24 protein-coding genes and 1 pseudogene are annotated in these 22,153 nt (G+C 58.2%); 9 read left to right on the forward strand and 16 right to left on the reverse strand.

Annotated elements, in window-relative coordinates; translation table 11 throughout:
* Positions 1-102 precede the first annotated feature (102 nt).
* Together RYC17_RS23215 and RYC17_RS23220 are read right to left on the reverse strand one after the other, a co-directional pair.
* Positions 103-741: a peroxiredoxin gene (locus RYC17_RS23215; RefSeq protein ID WP_122280892.1), complete on the reverse strand. Its 639-nt coding sequence runs from the start codon at positions 739-741 to the stop codon at positions 103-105.
* Positions 742-910: 169 nt separating this feature from the next.
* Positions 911-2,275 (reverse strand): OprD family porin, encoded by a 1,365-nt coding sequence (locus tag RYC17_RS23220; RefSeq protein ID WP_122258800.1) that lies wholly within the window; start codon positions 2,273-2,275, stop codon positions 911-913.
* A 770-nt stretch (positions 2,276-3,045) separates the two neighbouring features.
* Here RYC17_RS23220 and tauA point away from each other — a divergent pair.
* Genes tauA through tauC form a run of 3 tightly spaced genes read left to right on the forward strand, consistent with a single transcriptional unit; the run spans position 3,046 to position 5,706 of the window.
* Positions 3,046-4,023, forward strand: coding sequence for a taurine ABC transporter substrate-binding protein (tauA, locus tag RYC17_RS23225; RefSeq protein ID WP_122258799.1), 978 nt, complete (start codon positions 3,046-3,048; stop codon positions 4,021-4,023).
* A 25-nt stretch (positions 4,024-4,048) separates the two neighbouring features.
* Complete coding sequence (tauB, locus tag RYC17_RS23230) at positions 4,049-4,834, forward strand: taurine ABC transporter ATP-binding subunit (RefSeq protein ID WP_122280891.1); 786 nt, start codon at positions 4,049-4,051, stop codon at positions 4,832-4,834.
* Complete coding sequence (gene tauC, locus RYC17_RS23235; RefSeq protein ID WP_122280890.1) at positions 4,831-5,706, forward strand: taurine ABC transporter permease TauC; 876 nt, start codon at positions 4,831-4,833, stop codon at positions 5,704-5,706. The genes tauB and tauC overlap by 4 nt, the downstream gene beginning before the upstream one ends.
* Positions 5,707-6,053: 347 nt before the next feature.
* Here tauC and RYC17_RS23240 read toward each other — a convergent pair whose 3' ends face one another.
* Positions 6,054-6,494 (reverse strand): hypothetical protein, encoded by a 441-nt coding sequence (locus RYC17_RS23240; protein WP_004655063.1) that lies wholly within the window; start codon positions 6,492-6,494, stop codon positions 6,054-6,056.
* On the opposite strand from RYC17_RS23240, the gene trmL reads away from it, so the two are divergent.
* The gene (gene trmL, locus RYC17_RS23245; protein WP_058407890.1) at positions 6,493-6,948 is read left to right on the forward strand and encodes a tRNA (uridine(34)/cytosine(34)/5-carboxymethylaminomethyluridine(34)-2'-O)-methyltransferase TrmL; all 456 of its coding nucleotides are present in this window, start codon (positions 6,493-6,495) and stop codon (positions 6,946-6,948) included. The two genes, RYC17_RS23240 and trmL, sit on opposite strands and share 2 nt — an antisense overlap.
* Before the next feature lie 61 nt (positions 6,949-7,009).
* On the opposite strand, the gene secB is transcribed toward trmL, so the two are convergent.
* Genes secB through RYC17_RS23260 form a run of 3 tightly spaced genes read right to left on the reverse strand, consistent with a single transcriptional unit; the run spans position 7,010 to position 8,206 of the window.
* Positions 7,010-7,498 carry a protein-export chaperone SecB gene (gene secB / locus RYC17_RS23250; protein WP_002551468.1) on the reverse strand — a complete coding sequence of 163 codons (489 nt, stop codon included), beginning with the start codon at positions 7,496-7,498 and terminating at the stop codon, positions 7,010-7,012.
* A 40-nt stretch (positions 7,499-7,538) separates the two neighbouring features.
* Positions 7,539-7,790, reverse strand: coding sequence for a glutaredoxin 3 (gene grxC, locus RYC17_RS23255; RefSeq protein WP_058400067.1), 252 nt, complete (start codon positions 7,788-7,790; stop codon positions 7,539-7,541).
* Positions 7,791-7,792: 2 nt separating this feature from the next.
* Positions 7,793-8,206, reverse strand: a complete 414-nt coding sequence (locus RYC17_RS23260) for a rhodanese-like domain-containing protein (RefSeq protein ID WP_002551466.1) — start codon at positions 8,204-8,206, stop codon at positions 7,793-7,795.
* Positions 8,207-8,362: 156 nt separating this feature from the next.
* On the opposite strand from RYC17_RS23260, the gene gpmI reads away from it, so the two are divergent.
* From gpmI to RYC17_RS23280, 4 genes are all read left to right on the forward strand, one after another.
* On the forward strand, positions 8,363-9,895 hold the full coding sequence (gene gpmI, locus RYC17_RS23265) for a 2,3-bisphosphoglycerate-independent phosphoglycerate mutase (RefSeq protein ID WP_002551465.1): 1,533 nt from the start codon (positions 8,363-8,365) through the stop codon (positions 9,893-9,895).
* A gap of 153 nt (positions 9,896-10,048) precedes the next feature.
* Positions 10,049-11,371: a murein hydrolase activator EnvC family protein gene (locus RYC17_RS23270; RefSeq protein ID WP_029240926.1), complete on the forward strand. Its 1,323-nt coding sequence runs from the start codon at positions 10,049-10,051 to the stop codon at positions 11,369-11,371.
* 33 nt (positions 11,372-11,404) lie between these two features.
* A complete protein-coding gene (locus tag RYC17_RS23275; RefSeq protein WP_316904561.1) occupies positions 11,405-12,742 on the forward strand; it encodes a S41 family peptidase in 1,338 nt (445 codons plus the stop codon).
* 3 nt (positions 12,743-12,745) lie between these two features.
* Positions 12,746-13,528: a divergent polysaccharide deacetylase family protein gene (locus RYC17_RS23280; RefSeq protein WP_054995969.1), complete on the forward strand. Its 783-nt coding sequence runs from the start codon at positions 12,746-12,748 to the stop codon at positions 13,526-13,528.
* 54 nt (positions 13,529-13,582) lie between these two features.
* On the opposite strand, the gene RYC17_RS23285 is transcribed toward RYC17_RS23280, so the two are convergent.
* Entirely contained in the window at positions 13,583-14,008 is a 426-nt protein-coding gene (locus tag RYC17_RS23285) for a type II toxin-antitoxin system HicB family antitoxin (protein WP_011169797.1), read from the reverse strand.
* 31 nt (positions 14,009-14,039) lie between these two features.
* Entirely contained in the window at positions 14,040-14,222 is a 183-nt protein-coding gene (locus tag RYC17_RS23290; protein ID WP_005781617.1) for a type II toxin-antitoxin system HicA family toxin, read from the reverse strand.
* Between the two features lie 270 nt (positions 14,223-14,492).
* On the opposite strand from RYC17_RS23290, the pseudogene RYC17_RS23295 reads away from it, so the two are divergent.
* A pseudogene (locus RYC17_RS23295) lies at positions 14,493-14,783 on the forward strand (serine protease); the annotation flags it as partial.
* Between the two features lie 4 nt (positions 14,784-14,787).
* On the opposite strand, the gene RYC17_RS23300 reads toward RYC17_RS23295, so the two are convergent.
* The 8 genes from RYC17_RS23300 to RYC17_RS23335 form a co-directional block, all read right to left on the reverse strand.
* On the reverse strand, positions 14,788-15,543 hold the full coding sequence (locus tag RYC17_RS23300; protein ID WP_122258840.1) for a substrate-binding periplasmic protein: 756 nt from the start codon (positions 15,541-15,543) through the stop codon (positions 14,788-14,790).
* A gap of 184 nt (positions 15,544-15,727) precedes the next feature.
* Positions 15,728-16,498, reverse strand: a complete 771-nt coding sequence (gene hisF, locus RYC17_RS23305) for an imidazole glycerol phosphate synthase subunit HisF (RefSeq protein ID WP_002551458.1) — start codon at positions 16,496-16,498, stop codon at positions 15,728-15,730.
* Positions 16,499-16,517: 19 nt separating this feature from the next.
* The gene (gene hisA / locus RYC17_RS23310; RefSeq protein WP_058400064.1) at positions 16,518-17,255 is read right to left on the reverse strand and encodes a 1-(5-phosphoribosyl)-5-[(5-phosphoribosylamino)methylideneamino]imidazole-4-carboxamide isomerase; all 738 of its coding nucleotides are present in this window, start codon (positions 17,253-17,255) and stop codon (positions 16,518-16,520) included.
* 107 nt (positions 17,256-17,362) lie between these two features.
* The gene (locus tag RYC17_RS23315; protein WP_002551456.1) at positions 17,363-17,623 is read right to left on the reverse strand and encodes a DUF2164 domain-containing protein; all 261 of its coding nucleotides are present in this window, start codon (positions 17,621-17,623) and stop codon (positions 17,363-17,365) included.
* 4 nt (positions 17,624-17,627) lie between these two features.
* Positions 17,628-18,266 (reverse strand): imidazole glycerol phosphate synthase subunit HisH, encoded by a 639-nt coding sequence (hisH, locus tag RYC17_RS23320; RefSeq protein ID WP_005745046.1) that lies wholly within the window; start codon positions 18,264-18,266, stop codon positions 17,628-17,630.
* Entirely contained in the window at positions 18,266-18,859 is a 594-nt protein-coding gene (gene hisB, locus RYC17_RS23325) for an imidazoleglycerol-phosphate dehydratase HisB (RefSeq protein ID WP_002551454.1), read from the reverse strand. Before hisB ends, hisH begins: the two co-directional genes overlap by 1 nt.
* A 92-nt stretch (positions 18,860-18,951) precedes the next feature.
* On the reverse strand, positions 18,952-20,151 hold the full coding sequence (locus RYC17_RS23330; RefSeq protein ID WP_122280889.1) for an aromatic amino acid transaminase: 1,200 nt from the start codon (positions 20,149-20,151) through the stop codon (positions 18,952-18,954).
* A gap of 267 nt (positions 20,152-20,418) precedes the next feature.
* Positions 20,419-22,080 (reverse strand): OFA family MFS transporter, encoded by a 1,662-nt coding sequence (locus RYC17_RS23335; RefSeq protein WP_219170588.1) that lies wholly within the window; start codon positions 22,078-22,080, stop codon positions 20,419-20,421.
* Positions 22,081-22,153 lie beyond the last annotated feature (73 nt).

Below are 22,153 nucleotides of genomic sequence, written 5' to 3' on the forward strand. Positions count from 1 at the left end.
CTCTGCGTCCGCGCTTGATCGAGCGACGCAATCGGCGGCTCTGAGGAATAAAAAAGGGCCGATAAATCGGCCCGAATAACCCCACGCTTGGTAGATCGAAAATCAGCGGTTTGGCTGTGGCGTCAGGCGCAGATAGGGCGTGACGGCCTTGTAGCCTTTGGGAAAGCGCTGCTTGATCTCGGCTTCGTCTTTGATCGACGGCACAATCACTACATCATCGCCGTCCACCCAGTTGGCGGGCGTGGCAACCTTGTAGTTGTCGGTCAATTGCAGAGAGTCGATAACGCGCAGAACCTCGTGGAAATTACGTCCGGTACTCGCCGGATAAGTAATCGTCAGGCGCACTTTCTTGTTCGGGTCGATCACGAACAGCGAGCGCACAGTCAGTGTGTCGTTGGCATTGGGATGAATAAGGTCATACAGGTCGGAGGCCTTGCGGTCGGCATCGGCCAGAATCGGGAAGTTAACCTGGGTGTTTTGCGTAGTGTTGATGTCGTCGATCCACTTGATGTGCGAATCAACCCCGTCGACAGACAGCGCAATGGCTTTCACACCGCGCTTGGCAAACTCGTCTTTCAATTTGGCGGTGAAGCCCAGTTCAGTAGTGCACACAGGCGTGAAGTCTGCGGGATGAGAAAACAACACACCCCAGCTGTCGCCGAGCCATTCATGGAAACGGATACGACCTTCGCTGGATTCCTGCTCGAAGTCAGGGGCGATGTCGCCAAGTCGCAGTGTCATGGTGTTGCTCCTTGTCTGTATCGGGTAGGCCTTGGTATAACATTACTGTGCGCCCTGCTGAGAAAAGTTAAAAAGAATAAATAATGAGCTTGATAGACCTGCCAGGAATATCAAAAAACGGGCAAAAGAAACCCCGCACGGGGCGGGGTTTCCTTGAACCTCAATACACTTACATGAAGTTGTAGGTGTAGTTGAAGATCAGACGGGTTTGATCGGTGTTAGTCGAGTTGTTCAGATCACCATCGGCACGGTAGGTACCGTGACGCAAGGTGGTGCCGAAGCCTTTCAACGGACCGCTCTGAATCACGTAGTCAACACGCATGTCGGTTTCCCACTCGGAGTAACTGTTATTGCGAGTGGCCGCAGTATTGCCGCGGATGTCGTCAGCATTCAGATAAGCGATTGCTGCTTTCAGGCCTGGAACGCCGACTTTGGCGAAGTCATACGAGTACTGACCGAACGTGGTGTTCTCACCCGCGCGGTTGAAGCCGTTGATCATCGAATCAGTGAACAGGTAGAAGCTCGAACCGCCGTTGCCTTCAAGGCTCGAACGTGTGGTGCCGTCTTTAGTGACGCTACCCTGACCCAGGAAAACCATACCGCCGTTGTCACCCACTTGTTGATGACCAACCATCAACGCATGGCCACCCAATGAGTAGGTGAACATGGCAGACCAAGTGGAGTTATCCACTTCGCCGGTGTTCTTGGCATAACCGTTGTTGTTGTTGAAACGGTAGCCAGTCGCCGCGTCGCTGTTTTTGCCGTCAGAGCTGCTGTTGAAATAACGCAGGTCAGTCTTGAAGGACTGGTTGTCGCTGATCGGGTAGACGTGAACCAGGCCCAGGAAGTGTTGCTTGTAGAAGTCTTCCAGGTTGGCGTAGTAGTACTGCAGGGTCAGGTCTTTGGTGACTTTCCAGTCAGCGCCAGCGAAACGGAAATGATCGCTGGTTTCGGAGGCACCGGCAACGGACAGGTCAGTCCAGTTGCTTGAAGCACGGCCGATCGACTTGTTCAGCTGACCAGCAGTGAAAGTTACGGTGTCCAGATCCTTGGAGGTCAGGATGCCGCCCTGGAAAGCCTGAGGCAGAAGACGACCGTCGTTGCTGACCAGAATTGGCAGGTTAGGAGCCAATGCGTTACCGACTTTCAGCTCGGTTTTCGAGAAGCGTACCTTGCCGTTGGCACCCAGACGGCTCCACTCGTTAACAGCAGAACCGTCGCTGTCGGTGGGCAGAACGCCGCCGTTCAACGCGCCGGAGTGAGCGCCGCGACCGCCGTCAAGATGAACACCAACCAGACCTTGCAGGTCCAGACCGAAACCGACAGTGCCTTGAGTGAAGCCCGACAGGTAGTCGAATTTCAGGCCAGTGGCCGTCTCACGGCTGTTGTGGGTAGTGCCTTCGCGGTAATCGTTGTCAAAATACAGAGTACGAGAACTAACGGACGCTTTGCTGTCTTCAAGGAAACCAGCTGCACCGGCCTGCTGAGCCAATGCCGCGACGGTTACGGCCAAGGCCAGGGTGGACTTCTTCATTAACTACGCTCCTCGTGAATCTAATTTTTTATGTCTCCGGTGCCGGGCGTTGCCCTGACCCAGAGATATTGCGAAAGGTGACAGTCCCGATCTGGAGATCAATGGATTCTGTACACCCCGACTTTTGACTAGACCGCGCATGTCGGTGGCCGCACGTTAGTGAAAATTCTTCATGCTCAAAAGAAACCGTTTGGTAGCTTCTAAGAACAATCAGGCATATGTCACAACTCGTGTCAGCCAGTACGTCACGGAGTGTATCGACCTAATCGGGTAATTCCCAAAATTTATTTCGGTACCGTTCGTCAGATCTTTTGGTTTTGTACCAGTGACCGGCCAAATCGAGACCAGCCGGTCATAGTCCCCAACGGCAGAGCGCAATTTGCCTGCCAGTAAAAGCCTTGTAAAACGGGCACTTCAGAGAGATTAGTGAAGAAATATGACAGTTGTCACCACTTTGATGGCCAGCGCCCTGCGGTCATGAAATATTTTCTAAAAACCGCTCCAAATACGCTTTTTCAGCGTTTTTTACCGTCTCAAACTTGCGCTCAACTGTAGCCCAGGTGAACAAAAAAGCAATTTTGGTGTCCGGGCCGTGACGCCCGAGCCGATTGGCAGATGCGTAACAGGTCCCTGATGTGCAGATCGGTTCTGGAGATGGCTCTAAAGACCCTTCATAAGCTAATTCCCAAAAGTTATTTATTTGCAGATTCTTAGATCACTTAGTCTCCTTATCCAGCCAGTCCTCGGCCCGTCCGATTCGGAGCTCCATCATGAAACTGCATTTTTCCCTGCGCTTGCTGACTGCGCTGTCGTTGACTGGCGCAACATTCATTGCACAGGCAGCAGACTTTACCGTCGCCTACCAGACCACTGTCGACCCAGCCAAGGTTGCCCAGGCCGATAACGCCTACGAAAAAGCCACTGACTCGAAAATCGCCTGGCGCAAGTTCGATAATGGTGCGGACGTCATCACCGCAATTGCATCCGGCGACGTACAGATCGGCTATCTCGGTTCAAGCCCCTTCACAGCCGCCGCTACACGCAAACTCCCGGTGGAGACTTTTCTGATAGCAACGCAGATCGGTGCTGCCGAGGCGCTGGTTGCCCGTAATGGCTCGGGGATCAACTCACCACAGGACCTGATCGGCAAGAAAGTGGCTGTGCCCTTTGTCTCCACCGGCCATTACAGCCTGCTTGCAGCGCTCAAACACTGGAACATCGATCCGGCCAGGGTCACGATCCTCAACCTCGCGCCGCCTGCCATTGCTGCGGCCTGGAAGCGCGGCGACATTGATGCCACTTACGTCTGGGACCCGGCACTGGGCGTCGCCAAGGAAACCGGCAAGGTGCTGATCACCTCAGGCGAACTGGCGAAAGTCGGAGCACCGACCTTCGATGCCTGGATCGTGCGCAAGGACTTCGCCAGCAAACACCCGGAAGTTGTCAGCGCCTTCGCCAAGGTAACGCTCGATGCCTACGCCCGATATCGCCAGGACCCCGCTGCATGGATCGCAAACCCGGCGAACGTCGACAAGCTGACCCGCCTGTCTGGCGCCAAGGCGTCTGACGTACCCGGCCTGTTGCAAGGCAATGTCTACCCGCTGGCTGCCGAGCAGACGGCGCTGCTGGGTACACCGACCATCGAGGCGGTGACCAAAACCGCAGCATTCCTTAAAGAGCAGGGCAAGGTCGACGCGGTACTGCTTGACTACTCAACGTACGTCAGCGCCCGGTTCATCCCACGCTAAACGCTCTCAGCACAAGGAGACACGCATGGCGCTATTACAGCTGGAGCGTATTGGCGCTCAGTACCCCGGTGCCGCGGCACCCGTGCTGGCGGACATCAACCTGAGCCTGGGCCCACAGCAACTTCTCGTTGCGCTCGGCCCTTCCGGCAGCGGTAAAACCTCGCTGTTGAACCTCATCGCCGGCTTCATCAAACCCGGCAACGGCCGCATTACTCTCGACGGCATTCCCGTAGAGGGGCCGAGCGCAGAGCGTGGCGTAGTTTTTCAGGATGATGCCTTACTGCCCTGGCAGGACGTGTTGGCCAATGTTGCGTTTGGCCTGGAACTGGCGGGTGTCGGCCGTTCGGAACGTGAAGCCAGAGCGCGGGAGATGTTGGCACTGGTGGATCTGGCCGGTTTTGACCAGCGGCGAATATGGCAGCTGTCCGGTGGACAACGGCAACGCGTCGGCCTGGCCAGAGCGCTGGCAGCCGACCCGCGCATCCTGTTGATGGACGAGCCATTCGGTGCGCTCGATGCCTTCACCCGTGAGCACATGCAGGAGCTATTGCTGCAAGTCTGGCAACGTACCGCCAAGCCGGTGTTTCTGATAACCCACGATATAGAAGAAGCGGTTTTCCTCGCCACCGACCTTGTTCTGCTCGCCTCAAACCCCGGTCGTATCGCCGAGCATCTGCACCTGGACTTCGGCCGTCGCTACGCCGCTGGCGAATCGGCCCGCGCGATAAAGTCCGACCCGCGTTTTATCGAAACCCGCGAGCATGTGCTGGCCAACGTGTTTTCCCAGCGCACCCTGGAGCAGAGTGTATGAGTAGCCTTGAGCCTGTTGGCAGCCATGAGCTTATAGATAGCCGCGAACTGACCGAAATCAGCAAACCGTTCGCCAAACAACCGGCTGCCCCCACGCCGAAGGTTTATTTGAGCACCCGAGCGATCAGCATCCTGACCCTCGCCGTACTGCTGATTCTTTGGTGGGCCGTAACTGCCGGGGGCTGGATTGAGCCGCTGTTCCTGCCACCGCCAGCGGATGTACTGGGCAAAGGCTGGCTGCTGGCAACCAAGGGCTACATGGACTCCACACTCTGGCAGCATCTGGGCGCCAGCCTGCAACGCATCGGTCTGGCGCTGGGCGCGGCAATTTTGACAGCCATCCCGATAGGAATCGCCATCGGCCATAACCGCATCGCTCAGGGGATATTCGACCCGCTGATCGAGTTTTACCGACCGATACCACCGCTGGCCTACCTGCCGCTGATCGTTATCTGGTTCGGTATCGGCGAATTCTCCAAGGTACTACTGATTTATCTGGCGATCTTCGCGCCGATTGCCATTGCCACGGCTACCGGCGTTCGCACCGTGGACCCGACCAAAGTGCGGGCGGCACAGTCGCTGGGCGCGACGCGCTGGCAGTTGATTCGGCACGTGGTCCTGCCCAGCGCACTCCCGGACATTCTTACCGGTATTCGCATCGGCCTGGGCGTGGGCTGGTCGACGCTGGTGGCCGCAGAGCTTATTGCTGCCACCAGCGGGCTGGGATTCATGGTGCAGTCGGCGGCGCAGTTTCTGGTGACCGACGTTGTGGTGCTGGGGATTCTGCTGATCGCCGTGATCGCTTTTGCCATGGAGCTGGGCCTGCGCGAGCTGCAACGCAGGCTGGTGCCCTGGCATGGTCAGCAGAATTAATGCATCAGTATGGGTGTGTGCGTCGTTGCGGTGCGCAAATTGAGTGCATGCGCTGATGCTGCATCGCGGGGCCTGGCGCGACATTCAGGGCGACCAGATGCCAGCGCCGAGCATTCACAGCGGCTGACTCACCAACCAGCCCAAGGTTTTTTATTATGAAAAATACTTAATAAATTCAGTACGTTGATGAGGTTAAAGGGCTTTGGACTCAAGAAATGCTTAACCGGATATGACTAAGTCAGCCTGTTCTTTCGGATTAATTCTCAAAACTGGCACGCACTCTGCAATAGGTATTACATCACCAGTTTTGGGGACCTTGGTACAGGCAGGCCGGGGATTCCCCTCTTTTATTCCTCCCGGAGACTGACCTCCAGTCTCCAGCGCCCGTCCACCTTCTCAGTGCGCCAGTCGCCATGAAGTGGACGGGCTGCCAGGAGTGTCAGCACCAACCCCTTCTCACCTCGCTCCACCTTCCAGCGTGCAACCCTGTTGTCGAACCTCAGTTGGCCCGTCCACGGCCGCCCTGAAGCATCGACGTTGAGCACCACAGCGCCATCCACCGTCGACCCTTGGTACTTCGGCTCCTCATTGAACCAGAGCGCCAGCCCGGCAGGCAGCTCCTCGATCTGCTCCAGTTCAACGGGGTCAGGTTGCTGCAGACGACCGATAATGGTGCCCACGGTAAAGCCGACAATCGCCATCGAACCCAGAACTCGCGGCCATAGCTTCGGTCTCGGGTCCTCTTCAGGGGTAGAATGCATCCCGTCCTTTCGTTCGGAGCCGTGCATGTTTCACGTCATCCTTTTTCAACCAGAAATTCCGCCGAATACCGGCAATGTCATCAGGCTATGCGCCAACAGCGGCTGCACCCTGCATTTGATCGAACCCTTGGGTTTCGAGCTGGACGACAAGCGCTTGCGCCGTGCCGGGCTCGACTATCACGAGTATGCCACGCTGCAGACGCATGCTGACCTGGCAAGCTGTCTGGAGAAGATCGGCAACCCTAGGTTGTTCGCCTTCACCACCAAAGGCTCTCGGCCTTTTCACGATGTCAGCTTTGAACCAGGTGACGCATTTCTGTTCGGCCCGGAAAGCCGTGGCCTGCCCGCCGACATCCTCGACTCGCTGAGCAGCGAACACCGTCTGCGACTGCCCATGCGTGAAGGCTGCCGTAGTCTGAACCTGTCCAACACAGTGGCCGTGGCCGTCTATGAGGCGTGGCGCCAGCACGGGTTTGCGTAGAGCGAACGACGACGCACAAAAAAGCGCCCCGAAAGGCGCTTTTTGCTTGCAGCGGTAACGCTTACTGAACAGTTGGCGTTTCGCCAGCTTCCTGCATGCGTTGCAGCTCTTGCGCGTACAGGGCGTCGAAGTTCACCGGGGCCAGCATCAGCGCAGGGAACGAGCCGCGTACAACCAGGTTGTCGATGGCTTCGCGAGCGTAAGGGAACAGGATGTTCGGGCAGAACGCGCCGAGGGTGTGGCTCATTGCGCCGTCGTCCAGACCCTTGATCAGGAAGATACCGGCCTGTTGCACTTCAACGATGAAAGCAACTTCGTCGCCATTGTTGACGGTCACGGACAGGGTCAGCACGACTTCATAGAAATCACCTTCCAGCTGCTTCTGACGGGTGTTGAGGTCCAGGCTGACGGTCGGGGTCCACTCCTGGCGGAAGATTGCCGGGCTTTTTGGCGCTTCGAACGACAGGTCGCGAACGTAGATACGCTGCAGGGAAAATTGTGGGCCGTTTTCTTCGTTGGCAACAGCGCCGTTGTTCGGTTGGTCGGTCATCTCGGATCCTTGTCAGATAGGGCTGAAAGTTTAAGGGGAATCAGGCCAGCAGCGCATCAAGCTTGCCGGCACGCTCCAGAGCAAACAGGTCATCGCAGCCGCCCACGTGGGTCGAGCCGATCCAGATCTGCGGTACGGAAGTGCGACCGGCCTTCTTGGTCATTTCGGCACGCAGTTGCGGCTTGCCGTCGACACGGATTTCCTCGAAGGCCACGCTCTTGCTCTGCAACAGCTGTTTGGCACGTACGCAATACGGGCAATAGTCGCTTGAATAGACGATGACTTGGGCCATGTTCACTTCACCAAGGGAAGGTTGTCGCCGCGCCAGCTGGAAATACCGCCGGACAGTTTGGCCGCCTTGAAGCCGGATTTGAGCAGCTCGCGGGCGGTGGTGCCAGCATGCTGCCCCATTGCATCGACTATGATCAACGTCTTGTCCTTGTATTTCTGCAGTTCAGCGGTACGGGTCAGCACCTTGTCCTGCGGGAAGTTCAGGGAGCCCACGATGTGGCCGGCAGTGAAATCCTTTTTCGAGCGCACGTCGATGACCACGCCCTGGTCGCTGTTGACCAGCGCGGTCAGTTCGCGAGTGCTCAGGCTGGCACCGCCCTTGCTCAGTTCGTAAGCGATCAGCAGTCCCAGCAGAATGACGAAGGCACCGGTGATCAAATAGTGGTTAGTGGCGAATTCAAGCAGGTGAGCAACCATCAGTAGGTTCCAGGGCGTTAAAATGTCGGCCAGTATACACAGCAGCCAAGGTGGGCCAAAGTCCGTACGGCAGTGACGCCGTTTGAACTTGTCCCTAAAATGCCGCTCCCTTGTACTTTGTTACTCCATTTATTCAACCAGCATCGAGTGGGTTCTATGACTGCCACGCCAAAACCTCTGGTTCTTATCATCCTGGATGGCTTCGGACACAGCGAAAGCCATGAAGGCAATGCCATTCTGGCCGCGAAGATGCCGGTCATGGATCGTCTTTACGAAACCATGCCCAACGGCCTGATTTCAGGGTCGGGCATGGACGTCGGTCTGCCGGACGGTCAGATGGGCAACTCCGAAGTCGGGCACATGAACCTGGGTGCCGGTCGCGTGGTGTATCAGGACTTCACTCGAGTGACCAAAGCGATTCGCGACGGCGAGTTCTTCGAGAACCCGACCATCTGTGCCGCTGTGGATAAAGCTGTCGGTGCGGGCAAGGCGGTCCACATTATGGGCCTGCTGTCCGATGGCGGCGTGCACAGCCACCAGGACCATCTGGTCGCCATGGCCGAACTGGCGGTCAAGCGCGGTGCAGAAAAAATCTATCTGCACGCCTTCCTCGACGGTCGCGACACGCCACCGCGCAGCGCGAAGAAATCCCTTGAGCTGATGGACGCAACCTTCGCTCGCCTGGGCAAGGGCCGCACCGCCACGATCATCGGCCGCTACTTCGCCATGGACCGCGACAACCGTTGGGACCGGGTCTCCACCGCCTATAACCTGATCGTCGACAGCACCGCCGAATTTCACGCAGACAGCGGTGTTGCCGGGCTTGAAGCAGCCTACGCGCGTGACGAGAACGACGAATTCGTCAAAGCCACACGCATCGGTGAACCCGCTCGCGTCGAGGATGGCGATGCTGTGGTGTTCATGAACTTCCGCGCCGACCGCGCCCGTGAGCTGACCCGTGTGTTCGTCGAAGACGACTTCAAGGATTTCGAGCGCGCCCGTCAGCCCAAGGTCAATTACGTGATGCTGACCCAGTACGCGGCGAGCATCCCTGCGCCCTCGGCATTTGCGGCTGGCAGCCTGAAAAACGTGCTGGGTGAATACTTGGCAGACAACGGCAAGACTCAGCTGCGTATCGCCGAAACCGAAAAATACGCGCACGTCACATTCTTCTTCTCTGGCGGTCGTGAAGAGCCGTTTCCGGGTGAAGAGCGCATTCTGATTCCATCGCCGAAAGTCGCCACCTACGACCTGCAGCCGGAAATGAGCGCGCCGGAAGTGACCGACAAAATTGTCGATGCCATCGAACATCAGCGTTATGACGTGATTATCGTCAACTACGCCAACGGCGACATGGTCGGCCACAGCGGCATCATGGAAGCGGCAATCAAGGCCGTGGAATGCCTGGACGTATGCGTCGGTCGCATTACCGCGGCATTGGAAAAAGTCGGCGGTGAAGCACTGATTACCGCTGACCACGGCAACGTCGAGCAGATGACCGATGACTCCACAGGCCAGGCGCATACTGCACATACCTCCGAGCCGGTGCCTTTCGTGTACGTCGGCAAACGCCCGCTGAAAGTCCGCGAAGGTGGTGTTCTGGCTGACGTGGCACCGACCATGCTGCATCTGTTGGGCATGGAGAAACCGCAAGAGATGACGGGCCACTCGATCCTTGTGGCGAAGTAAAACGCTGAAAACCGGCCTATAGCCATCAGGCAAAGCCGGTTTTTTATGTTTCAAGCCCTAAAGCAGTGGCTGCGGGGCGTTTTTTTTGCAGCGCATGGCGGGCATACTAAGCCTGACATTTTTTCTCACAATTCCTCGGTATCGCCCACCCACATGCTTCGCGCCTTGATTGCCCTTGCTCTGATCTGCCTGCTCAATCCGGCGTTTGCCGAAGACGAGCGTGTGCAAACCCAAAAACAGATAGATGCTGCGCGTCAGGATGTGACGGAGCTGCAAAAAGTCCTGGGCAAGCTTCAGGAAGAACGTGCAGGCGTCCAGAAGGACCTGCGCACCACCGAAACCGAAATGGGCAAGTTGGAAAAGCAGGTCGAGGTCCTGCAAAAGGAACTAAAAAAGACGGAAACCGAGCTGCAAAAGCTCGACAGTGAAAAAAAGAAACTGAACAGTGCCCGCGTTGAACAGCAACGCCTGATCGCTATCCAGGCCCGCGCCGCCTATCAGAGTGGCCGCCAGGAATACCTCAAGCTGTTGCTCAATCAGCAGCACCCCGAGAAGTTCGCCCGAACCCTCACGTATTACGATTACCTGAGCCAGGCGCGCCTGGAGCAGCTACGCAACTTCAATGAAACCCTGCGCCAGCTGGCCAATGTCGAAAAAGACATCGACCTGCAACAGGCACAGCTGCTGGTGCAGAAGAGCAACCTGGACAGCCAGAGCGAAGAACTGGCCAAGGTGCGCCAGGAGCGTCAGCAGGCACTGGCCAAGCTGAATCAGGACTACAAGGCCCGCGATCAGAAACTGCAGGCGCGTCAGCAGGATCAGGCCGACCTGGCCAAGGTTCTCAAGACCATCGAGGAAACCCTGGCCCGCCAGGCACGTGAAGCCGAAGAGGCTCGCCAGAAGGCGCTGGTTGCAGCCCGCGAGGCGGAAGAAAAGCGTCAGCGCGAAGCTGAGGCCGTCGCCCGCAACAACAGCACCAGCAGCAGTAAAAGCGCTGATGAACCCACACCGCGTCGCCCGGTCAAAGCCCCCGGCGCAGTCGTTTCCAGTGCCGGAGTTTCCTACGGCGGACCTTTTGCAGAGGCCCGGGGAAAACTTCCATGGCCTATTGATGGTCGACTGCTTGCGCGTTTCGGTGAAGCCCGCGGTGATGACGAGCGAACCAAATGGGACGGCGTCATGATCAGCGCCGCAGCCGGAAGCCAGGTACATGCAGTGCATGGCGGACGAGTGGTGTTCGCCGACTGGTTGCGTGGTGCCGGGCTTCTGGTCATTCTCGACCATGGCAACGGTTATCTCACCCTGTACGGGCATAACCAGAGCCTGCTCAAGTCGGCAGGTGACATTGTAAAAGCCGGTGAAGCGATTTCCACGGTCGGCAATAGTGGCGGTCAGGACACGGCAGCGTTGTACTTTGCTATTCGTCAGCAGGGTCGCCCCAGCGATCCAGCCCAATGGTGCCGCACTCAAGGATAAGCCGGCGTCAATATCTGTAGGAGTTCGTTAGACATGCTGCATTTGTCCCGCCTCACCTCGCTGGCCCTGGCAATTGCCATCGTTATTGGCGCGCCTTTGGCGCAAGCTGCCGAAAAGACCGCGCCAGCCACGCCTGCAGCAGTCTCGCCCGCCAAGCCCAATGCCAACGCCAAGCCGCCGCTGCCGCTCGACGAGCTGCGCACCTTTGCCGAGGTCATGGATCGGGTCAAGGCGGCCTATGTCGAGCCGGTTGACGACAAGACCCTGCTGGAAAACGCCATCAAGGGCATGCTCAGCAACCTTGATCCACACTCCGCTTACCTGGGCCCGGAAGATTTCCAGGAGCTGCAGGAAAGCACCAGCGGCGAGTTCGGTGGCCTGGGCATCGAAGTCGGCGTCGAGGACGGTTTCGTCAAGGTGGTTTCGCCCATCGACGACACACCTGCTTCCAAGGCTGGCATTGAGGCAGGCGACCTGATCGTGAAGATCAATGGCACGCCGACCCAGGGCCAGAACATGCAAGAAGCGGTCGACAAGATGCGCGGCAAAATCGGCGAGAAGATCACCCTGACACTGGTGCGCGATGGCGGTACGCCGTTTGATGTGACGCTGGCGCGGGCGACCATCCAGGTCAAGAGCGTCAAGGCGCAGATGCTCGAGAACGGCTACGGCTATATCCGCATCACCCAGTTCCAGGTCAAGACCGGGGACGAAGTCGGCAAGGCGCTGGCCAAATTCCGCAAGGACAACGGCAAGAAGATGAGCGGCCTGATTCTCGACCTGCGCAACAACCCCGGCGGCGTGCTGCAATCGGCGGTGCAGGTGGCGGACCACTTCCTTACCAAAGGCCTGATCGTCTACACCAAAGGCCGCATCGCCAACTCCGAACTGCGTTTCTCGGCAGACCCGGCAGACGCCAGCGAAGGCGTACCGCTGGTGGTGTTGATCAACGGCGGCAGCGCTTCTGCGTCGGAAATCGTCGCCGGTGCCCTGCAAGACCAGAAACGCGGCATCCTGATGGGCACTGACACCTTCGGCAAAGGCTCGGTGCAAACCGTTCTGCCGCTGAACAACGATCGCGCTCTGAAGATCACCACAGCGTTGTATTACACGCCGAACGGTCGCTCGATCCAGGCGCAGGGTATCAACCCGGACATCGTGGTACGTCGGGCCAAGGTCACCAGCGAAGCAGACGGCGAGAACTACAAGGAAGCCGACCTGATGGGTCACCTGGGCAATGGCAACGGCGGTGCCGACAAGCCAACCGTCAAGGGTGGCGCAACAGCCAAGGCGCGTCCGCAGGATGATGACTTCCAGCTCAGCCAGGCGCTCAGTCTTCTGAAAGGGCTGAGTATCACCCGCGGCAACTGACGGATGCGCGCTCTCGCTCTGTTACTGCTGACACTCTCGATCACTGGCGCTGCCCATGCAGCGCCAGCCGAAGACAACGGCAAGCCGCCGAAGGCCTATCTCAGCCTGATCATCGACGACCTGGGTCAGAACCCGGCGCGGGACAGCCGTACGCTGGCGCTCCCCGGGCCGGTAACGCTGGCGATCATGCCTGACACTCCACACGCCACCGAATTTGCCCGCGAGGCTCACCGCGCAGGCAAGACGGTCATGCTGCACATGCCGATGGACCCGGCGACCGGGCCTTACGCCTGGCATCCCGAACTGCCCTTGCCTGAACTGGAAAGCCGTCTCAATGCGGCGCTGCTGAAAGTGCCTTATGCAGCCGGCATCAATAACCACATGGGCAGCCGGATGACCGCCGAACCGGTCGCGATGGCCTGGTTGATGGCCGAACTGCAACGACGTCATCTGTTTTTCGTGGACAGCCGCACCAGCGCGAAAACCGTGGCAGCCGCAGAGGCTCAGCGCATCGGCCTCGCAAGCGTCTCGCGCGACGTGTTTCTGGACGACGAGCGCACGGCCGAAGCCATCAACCGACAATTGCAGTCAGCCATCAAAATCGCCCGCAAGCATGGCTCGGCAGTGGTCATCGGTCACCCCTACCCTGTCACGCTGGACGTACTGGAACGCGAGTTGCCCAAACTCAAGGATCAGGGCGTCGAATGGATCGACCTGCGCAGCATGATCAGCGAACGCGGCAATCAGGCGAGTGCGGCGCATGGCAAGAATGGGGTGTATCGCTGAGCCTGCGAACGACGAAACGTCCGTCAGCTGGTCTTTCAAATGAGGTGTTACACATCAAGCGGCCCGCTCAATGCTCAACGTAATACGCCGACCAAGCTCAGCCAGCGCTCGCTCCACCTGCTCGATTTTCGAGGCATGCAGAAAGTCCACAAGCCGATCCACCACTTGCCGCGTGCAACCTAGGCGACGCGCCAGCTCAGCACGGCTAACGCCCTCTTCCAACAAGCTGTTCCATAGCATGATTTTGGCAACCGTCAGCGCTGGCAAACGCATCAACAGTTCATGGCCGGGTACGACTGAGGCTTGGGGAATCTTGCGACGCTGATCGACGTAGAGCGATAGAGCCGATTCCATGCCGTCAAGAGCTTCGCTCAATGCTTCAGGCAGGGTGTCGCCAGAGGCGCTCATTTCGGGAATGTCTGGACACGACAGCCAAACGCCTGTCGGCTCCCGATGTAGATCCAATGGATATTGATACATAAGGTCTCACCTGTAGTGGAGCAGCTCGACGTCAATCCTTAAGGCCGAGCTGCTTGATGATCGACTTGCGTAACCCTTCATGCATTTCTTTGCTTCCATGGTCTGCAAAGATGGTTGCCTTGCCATTCAGGTAAACCTTGAAATGACTACCCTTGGCCGCCCTGAACTCAGCGCCTTGAGCCTGCAACCATCGCCGAAACTCGTTGCATTTCATTGCTTGAATCCTACCGTTTCGGCAACATCAATATGCAACACTTATGTAGCTCGGGCAACACTTATGATGCATATAAATAGCTCTTAATTGCATATAATTGGCTTTCGCCAGTCTGCGCTCGCCTTTCCAGACATGACGCTGACGGATTTTACCGTCGATCCCGCCAAAACTGAGTCAGCACGTTCCGCACGCAAAGTAGGCAAGGTCTGTTTTCCATGTCCCGCGCCGTTTCAGCCTTGATAACCCGATCAATTCCGGCTTAAAGGATGAGGTCTCCACAACGGAGAGCAGGACACGGTTATCAATGACGGCATCCAGCCGCTTGCGCTTGCCATAGAGCTGCAACCGGCGGGACCGACGCCCGAGCCACAGGTGATTATTGGAAAAAATCGATTCGGCGCATATCGGTCAGTTGGTCGTACGAACATCGCCCGATCGACCATTACACGGTCAAGATGGGCCCGCCAGACACTGCTGCCGTTGAAGATCTGCACTTTCGCCCATGACATCAATGGGCAGCCTTCCAACGTACGTGAAGACATTATTCCCGCAGCAGGTTGAGCAATTACTGATAGCGCGCCTTGACGGCGTCGACCCAGCCTTCGGCACGCATCTGGTCGAGGGCTTTCTGCAGGCGAGCCACAACGTCGTCAGGCGTGCTCTTGTTGACTGCCAGGTAAAGTTCGGCGCTGTTGAAACGCAGCGCGGTCTTGAACCCCGTGACCCCTTCCAGTTTCGCCAGATAGCGGCCAACCGGATCGCCCACGGCCCACAGATCGATCTGACCATTGTCGAGCTTTTTCACGTTGTCCCGGTCACGCAGCATCAAAATCGGGTTCAGGCCCATCGCGTTCAGACGCTCGCCGATGGCGTCGCCTTTATAGGCACCAATCCTGTAGTTCTTTGCCTGCTCAAGCGACGTTAACGTGATGGGGCTGTCGCCGCGAGTGAGCATGATCCAGTCATAGGAGCCTACCGGACCTACCCATTTGAACAGTTTTTCGCGCTCAGGCAGGCGAGTGGTGGAGAACACGCCATAACCGGGCTTGTCGAGGGCAAGCTTGTAAACCCGGTCCCACGGAAAACGCAGGGTCATGCTGTAACCAATGTTTGCGCGCTTGAACATCTCACGCACCACTTCAGCGGCAATACCGTCGATGTTGTTTTCCTGCGCGAAATTCTTGCCATCGACCGCCATGTTGAACGGCGGAAAATTCTCGGTGAGCAACACCATGGAATAAGGCGCTGAGTCGCTGGCTCGCGCAGTTTCACTCAGCAACAAGCCGACACCGATCAGTGCGAGAAATAGACGTTTGAACATGTTCCAGCACTCGATCATGAACGACGCATGCAGAGTGCCGTGAACCCGGCGCACTGTCTAGCGCGCTGTCCGGCGATGTCGCTTACAGGTAATACTCGAATGCCACAGGGCTGAAACAGAGCGGGCGCCGGCTGTTTCAAACCCATGGTCTGAAACAAGCGACGCCCGCTTTGATGCGCAGTACTCAGCGCACCACAATCCCGCGACTGGCCATATAAGCCTTTGCTTCGGGAACGGTGTATTCGCCAAAGTGGAAAATACTCGCCGCCAGCACGGCACTGGCGTGGCCTTCGATGACGCCAGCAGCCAGATGCTCAAGGTTGCCGACACCACCGGAAGCAATTACCGGAATGCCCAGCGCATCACTGATGGCGCGGGTGACGCCCAGGTCGAAGCCGTTCTTCATGCCGTCCTGGTCCATGCTGGTCAGCAGGATCTCGCCAGCCCCCAGGTCTTCCATCTTTTTCGCCCAGAGCACCGCATCCAGCCCGGTGGGTTTGCGTCCGCCGTGGGTGAAGATTTCCCAGCGCGGGGTTTCGCCCGGGCCGGAGACCTTCTTGGCATCGATAGCGACCACAATGCACTGCGACCCGAAACGAGCGGCGGCTTCACCGACGAACTCGGGGTTGAACACCGCTGCAGTGTTGATCGACACCTTGTCCGCGCCCGCATTGAGCAGGTTACGGATGTCCTGCACGGTACGCACGCCGCCACCGACAGTCAGCGGAATGAACACCTGACTGGCCATGCGCTCGACAGTGTGCAGCGTGGTGTCACGGCCATCGACGCTGGCAGTGATGTCGAGAAAAGTGATTTCGTCGGCACCCTGCTCATCGTAGCGACGAGCAATTTCCACCGGATCGCCTGCATCCCGGATGTTCTCGAACTTGACACCCTTGACCACTCGACCGTTGTCGACGTCCAGGCAAGGGATGATGCGTTTGGCTAGGGCCACAGGGTCAGTCTCCAGCTATTCAGCGTTGTTCGCGGTCGCAGAGCGCCTGGGCTTCGGCCACATCCAGCGTGCCTTCGTAGATCGCACGACCGGTGATTGCGCCGATGATGCCCGGAGCCCTGGCGTTCAGCAGCGCCTGAATGTCGCCCAGGTTATGAATGCCACCCGAAGCAATTACCGGGATCCGCGTGGCGGCCGCCAGCGCGGCGGTGAACGGGATGTTGCAGCCCTGCATCATGCCGTCTTTGGCGATGTCGGTGTAGACAATGGCCGACACGCCATCGGCTTCAAAGCGCTTGGCCAGATCAATGACCTGAACCGAGCTGACTTCAGCCCAGCCATCGGTGGCGACGAAACCGTCCTTGGCATCCAGACCGACGATCACCTTGCCGGGGAACGCACGGCAGGCTTCAGCCACGAACTCGGGCTCTTTGACGGCCTTGGTGCCGATGATGACGTAGCTCACACCCGCCTTGACGTAGTGCTCGATGGTTTCCAGCGAACGGATGCCGCCACCGATCTGGATCGGCAGGTTCGGGTAGCGTCTGGCGATGGCCGTGACCACATCACCGTTGACCGGCTGTCCTTCGAACGCACCGTTCAGATCGACCAGATGCAGACGGCGGCAACCACCGTCGACCCACTTGGCGGCCATGGCCACCGGATCATCGGAGAACACTGTGGAATCTTCCATCCGGCCCTGACGCAGACGCACACAGGCACCGTCTTTGAGGTCGATAGCGGGGATAATCAGCATGCTTATTCCTTGGTCAAAAAGAGCGGCAAGCTGCAAGCGATTAGCTGCAAGTATGCGTACTCACTGATTCTTGCGGCTTGAAGCCTGAAGCTCAAAGCTGCTTCTATTCAATTCTTTTCGAGCGCCCAGAGATCGCTTTCGATGCTCTCGAACCGCTCCTTGAGCTGCTGCTGAACATCGAAAATGGCGCGATTGTAGTAATGCGGGGCTATCTCGCGGGTGAACAATTCCAGTACCTCAGCCACTTCAAACGTGCCCAGCTCCAGCTCGAAGCGCTCTGCGAACAGGCGCTTGAGCTTGTCGATCGCCTGTTGCTCGTGCTCGGGCGAGAGGGTCAGAATCGGCGGCTTGCTCTTGGTTTTGCTCATACGATTACCAGCGACCATCCCAGGCAGCGAAGTTCTGCAGCAATTGCAGACCGTGGGTGTGACTCTTTTCCGGATGAAATTGCACGGCGAAGCGCGAACCGTCGGCCAGCGCGGCGGCAAAGTCGAGGCCATAGTGACCGCGCCCGACCACCTGACGCTGATTGGCGGCATCGATGTAGAAACTGTGCACGAAGTAGAAACGTGCCAGGTCCGGAATGTCATGCCACAGCGGGTGATCCACCGCCTGAGCGACCTGATTCCAACCCATGTGCGGCACTTTCAAGTGCTCGCCCTCTTCGTGCAGGTCCTTGCCGAAAAACTTCACCTGGCCGGGAAACAGACCGATGCAATCCACGCCGCCGCTCTCTTCACTTCTGTCGAGCAACGCCTGCATGCCGACGCAGATACCGAGAAACGGACGGTCCTGGCTGACTTCCCTGACCAGCGAATCAAAGCCCAGACGGCGGATCTCGGCCATGCAGTCGCGAATCGCGCCCACACCCGGAAACACCACACGGTCGGCTTCGCGAATCACCTTGGCGTCACTGGTAATCAGCACACGGCCTGCGCCCACATGCTCCAGCGCCTTGGCGACAGAGTGCAGGTTGCCCATGCCGTAATCGATGACCGCAACTGTCTGCATCAGAGCACACCCTTGGTCGATGGCATCTGTCCGGCCATACGCTCATCCAGCTCGACCGCCATGCGCAGCGCGCGACCGAAAGCCTTGAACACGGTTTCGATCTGGTGGTGAGTGTTGGTGCCACGCAGGTTGTCGATGTGCAGCGTCACGTTCGCGTGGTTGACGAAGCCCTGAAAGAACTCCTGAAACAGGTCCACATCAAAGCCGCCCACCGTTGCGCGGGTATACGGCACATGCATCTGCAGGCCCGGACGGCCGGAGAAATCGATGACCACGCGCGACAGCGCTTCGTCGAGCGGCACGTAGGCGTGGCCGTAACGACGAATGCCCTTCTTGTCGCCGATGGCCTGGCTGAACGCCTGCCCCACGGTGATACCGACGTCTTCCACCGTATGGTGATCATCGATTGCCAGGTCACCCTTGCACTCGATGTCCAGGTCGATCAGCCCGTGCCGGGCGATCTGGTCGAGCATGTGCTCAAGAAAAGGCACACCGATATCGAATCGGGCCTTTCCGGTGCCATCCAGGTTGATCGAGGCTTTGATCTGGGTTTCCAGAGTATTACGCTCGACGTACGCCTTACGTTCGGCCATCACCAGCTCCGCAAAATCATTGGGCGAAAAAAGGCGATCATTATAGGCCCAGATGCGCCCGCCATGAAGCAAACAGACGACCAGCAGGGCATTTAGTGGGTGAAGAGGCTCGCGATTGCGTTACATACCTTGTCGATATTCCCTTCATTCAGGCCCGCCATGCACACCCGGCCACTGCGCAGCATGTAAATGCCGTGAACGTCTTTCAGTTCATCGACCTGCTGTGGCGTCAGACCGGTGTAGCTGAACATCCCGTTCTGCCTGAGTATAAAGCTGAAATCACGTCCGGAGACCTTCTGCGCCAGCACCTCGACCAGACGCGTGCGCATGTCGATGATACGCACGCGCATGGCCTCGACTTCGCCCAGCCACTGCTCGCGCAAATGCGGTGTGTTGAGCACTTTCGACACCAGAAACGCGCCATGTGCAGGCGGGCTGGAGTAGTTGCGGCGTACAGTGGCCTTGAGCTGGCCGAATACGTTGGCAGCCGACGCGGTGTCTTCGCAAACGACCGACAACCCGCCGACCCGCTCGCCGTACAGCGAGAAAATTTTCGAGAACGAGTTACTGACCAGCGTTGTGATACCTGCGTTGGCCATCGCCCGGATGGCGTAGGCGTCTTCGTCCATGCCTTTGCCGAAACCCTGATAGGCAATATCCAGGAACGCAATGAGCTGACGATCCTTGATCACTTCGATCAAGCGGTCCCATTGCGCCACCGTCAGATCGGCGCCGGTCGGGTTATGGCAGCACGGGTGCAGCAGGAGGATGCTCTGCGCAGGCAGACCCTGCACCGTGTCGAGCATGGCCTCGAACCTGACCCCGCCAGTCTGCGCGTCGAAATACGGGTAGCTGTTGACCTTGAAGCCCGCACCACCGAACAGCGCGTTGTGGTTTTCCCAGGTCGGATCGCTGACCCAGACCTGTGAGTCAGGGAAGGCATACTTGAGGAAGTCGGCGCCTACTTTCAGCGCGCCGGAGCCGCCCACGGTCTGGATGGTCGCCACGCGTCCTGCCTGCACAAGCGGGTGATCCGCCCCGAACAACAGGGTCTGCACTGCCTGCCGATAAGCCGCCAGGCCTTCCATCGGCAGATAGACCGAAGCCGCCTGCTCGCCCTCGGCCAGTTGCTGTTGTGCCGTTGCTACGCATCCCAGCTGAGGGATACGGCCCTGCGCGTCGTAATACAAGCCGATGCTCAGATTGACCTTGTCCGCACGGGAATCCTTGCCAAAGGTTTCCATCAGGGAAAGGATCGGATCACCAGCGTATGACTCCACGTGGGCTAGCATGCAAACAACTCCTACAGGCAATAAAAACAGGGGTTGCTAATGTAGCAGCGTCTGCGGGGGAACGGGCAGTGCATCAAACACATTGAGCCGCAGATAGGTGACGCGGAGCGTCATGAACGGCATTCCCACGCTGGAGCGTGCGGAACGATAGCCTCAACTATCGTGCGACGCTCTGCGTCCGATTCAGAGTGCGTGGAACAAGAAGTCTGCGCACAAAAAAAAGCGCCTGCACCGAAGTGCAAGCGCTTATCTGTTACCTACAGGCTTTTAGTGAAACAGCACTGCGGTCTTTTGCAGGGTAATCCAGACGCCCCACGCCAGCGGGATGCCTACGGCCAGCCAGGCGGCGATGACCAGCGGCTTGCTGCCTGCGGATGCTTTCCACTCCAGCGAAGTCGTGGCATTGGCACCCTTGTCGTGACCGATGGCTTGTTCAGCAGCCAGTTCGGCGTCGGTCATGAAGTACTTGTCGGCAACCGGACGAATCAGCAGGTTGCAGATAAAGCCCAACACCAGCAGACCCGAGAGGATGTACAGGGTGATGTCATAGGCATCGGCACGTGCAACACCGTGGGCGAGTTGGTACTCACGCAGGTAGTTGACCAATACCGGGCCGAGCACACCGGCCGCAGCCCAGGCAGTCAGCAGACGACCGTGGATCGCGCCGACCATCTGCGTACCGAACAGGTCAGCCAGATAAGCCGGAACTGTCGCAAAACCGCCACCGTACATCGACAGCACGATGCAGAACGCGGCCACGAACAGCGCGATGCTACCCATATGGCTCAGGGTCGGAACCGACGCATAAAGCAGGAAGCCCAGTGCGAAGAATACGAAGTAGGTTGCCTTGCGACCGATGAAGTCCGAGCACGAAGCCCAGAAGAAACGACCGCCGATGTTGAACAGACTCAACAGACCCGTGAAGCCGGCTGCGATCGCAGCAATGGCTTTCAGCTGGTCGGCATTGAGCTGGCTGAAGGTCAGGTCGACGCCCAGCAGTTTGCCAGCGAAGACTTCCTGCAGCAGCGGCGAAGCCATGCCCAGGATGCCGATACCGGCCGACACGTTCAGGCACAGCACCAGCCAGACCAGACGGAACTGCGGTGTCTTCCAGGCCACGCTGACGTGCACGTGACGGTTGGTGATCATCGCGTTCTTGGCCTTGGCAGCCGGAGCGGTCCAGCCTTCAGGCTTCCAGCCGGTTGGCGGAACGCGGTAGCCCAGTGCACCGCCGATCATGAAGATGAAGTAAATCACCGCCATCACCACGAAGCTCTGCCAGACGCCAACGCTTTCAGCCGAAGCAAAGTGACCCATCAGCGCAGTGGCCAGCGGTGCACCCACCATCGCGCCGCCACCAAAGCCCATGATCGCCATGCCGGTCGCCATGCCGCGCTTGTCCGGGAACCACTTGATCAGAGTCGATACGGGGGAGATATAGCCCAGCCCCAGACCAATACCGCCGATCACGCCCGAGCCCAGCCACATCAGCCAGATCTGGTGGGTATAAATACCCAGTGCGGAAATCAGCAGACCGCCACACCAGCACACGGCAGAAACAACACCGGCCTTGCGTGGACCTGCGTGCTCCAGCCAGCCACCCCAGATGGCAGCCGAGCAACCCAGGAAGATGAAGAACAGGGTGTAGATCCAGCCCAGCATGGAGATCTGCCAGTCACAGGTCGACGCGAACATCTGCGCGAAGAAACCCATGTCCGGAGTGCAGGCGACGGGTGCAGTAATACCCACGGCCTTGGACAACGGCAACCAGAACACCGAGAAGCCGTAAGCCATACCGATACAAAGGTGGATTGCCAATGCTGCTGGTGGAACAAGCCAACGGTTGAAACCGGGCTTGGCGATAATGCGCTCTTTGGACAAGAACGCAGGCTGAACGGCGTCGCCGCCCAAGGCTGTGCTTGTGCTCATTATAATTACCCCAATGTGTGAAGCTCGCAGATGGTCCGCTGGTCCGCCACAGACTCAATGCCGAGCGGCCATG

Source organism: Pseudomonas syringae group sp. J248-6, from assembly GCF_032586995.1.
In the GTDB taxonomy this organism is placed as follows: domain Bacteria; phylum Pseudomonadota; class Gammaproteobacteria; order Pseudomonadales; family Pseudomonadaceae; genus Aquipseudomonas; species Aquipseudomonas amygdali.